We start from the raw sequence: 1,434 nt of genomic DNA, 5'->3' as shown, positions 1-1,434 counted from the left end.
GCGGGTCGTTGTTTCAGAACAACACAGTGGACGCGAGCAACTGAGGACAAGCCCTCGGCCTATTAGTACCGGTCAACTCCACCCCTCACAGGGCTTCCATATCCGGCCTATCAACCCAGTCGTCTACTGGGAGCCTTACCCTCTCAAGGAGGTGGGAGTGCTCATCTCGAAGCAGGCTTCCCGCTTAGATGCTTTCAGCGGTTATCCCTCCCGAACGTAGCCAACCAGCCATGCCCTTGGCAGGACAACTGGCACACCAGAGGTTCGTCCGTCCCGGTCCTCTCGTACTAGGGACAGCCCTTCTCAACACTCCTACGCGCACAGCGGATAGGGACCGAACTGTCTCACGACGTTCTAAACCCAGCTCGCGTACCGCTTTAATGGGCGAACAGCCCAACCCTTGGGACCTACTCCAGCCCCAGGATGCGACGAGCCGACATCGAGGTGCCAAACCATCCCGTCGATATGGACTCTTGGGGAAGATCAGCCTGTTATCCCCGGGGTACCTTTTATCCGTTGAGCGACGGCGCTTCCACAAGCCACCGCCGGATCACTAGTCCCTACTTTCGTACCTGCTCGACCCGTCAGTCTCACAGTCAAGCTCCCTTGTGCACTTACACTCAACACCTGATTGCCAACCAGGCTGAGGGAACCTTTGGGCGCCTCCGTTACCCTTTAGGAGGCAACCGCCCCAGTTAAACTACCCACCAGACACTGTCCCTGATCCGGATCACGGACCCAGGTTAGACATCCAGCACGACCAGAGTGGTATTTCAACGACGACTCCACAACAACTGGCGTTGCTGCTTCAAAGTCTCCCACCTATCCTACACAAGCCGAACCGAACACCAATATCAAGCTATAGTAAAGGTCCCGGGGTCTTTCCGTCCTGCTGCGCGAAACGAGCATCTTTACTCGTAATGCAATTTCACCGGGCCTATGGTTGAGACAGTCGAGAAGTCGTTACGCCATTCGTGCAGGTCGGAACTTACCCGACAAGGAATTTCGCTACCTTAGGATGGTTATAGTTACCACCGCCGTTTACTGGCGCTTAAGTTCTCAGCTTCGCCTGGACGAATCCAAGCTAACCGGTCCCCTTAACGTTCCAGCACCGGGCAGGCGTCAGTCCGTATACATCGCCTTACGGCTTCGCACGGACCTGTGTTTTTAGTAAACAGTCGCTTCTCGCTGGTCTCTGCGGCCACCCCCAGCTCGGAGTGCAAGACTCGTCACCAGGAATGGCCCCCCTTCTCCCGAAGTTACGGGGGCATTTTGCCGAGTTCCTTAACCATAGTTCACCCGAACGCCTCGGTATTCTCTACCTGACCACCTGAGTCGGTTTGGGGTACGGGCCGCCATGAAACTCGCTAGAGGCTTTTCTCGACAGCATAGGATCATCCACTTCACCACAATCGGCTCGGCATCAGGTCTCAG

At 56.1% G+C, this 1,434-nt stretch carries 1 rRNA gene; it reads right to left on the bottom strand.

Going from position 1 to position 1,434, the window contains the following annotated elements:
• Window positions 1–42: 42 nt before the first annotated feature.
• Window positions 43–1,434, bottom strand: a 23S ribosomal RNA gene (locus tag ACFVU7_RS45125); the annotation flags it as partial.

The organism is Kitasatospora sp. NPDC058046 (assembly GCF_042885595.1).
Lineage (GTDB): Bacteria > Actinomycetota > Actinomycetes > Streptomycetales > Streptomycetaceae > Kitasatospora.
Note: the sequence above shows the minus strand (reverse complement) of the source record. Positions and strands in the feature narration are given on the sequence as shown.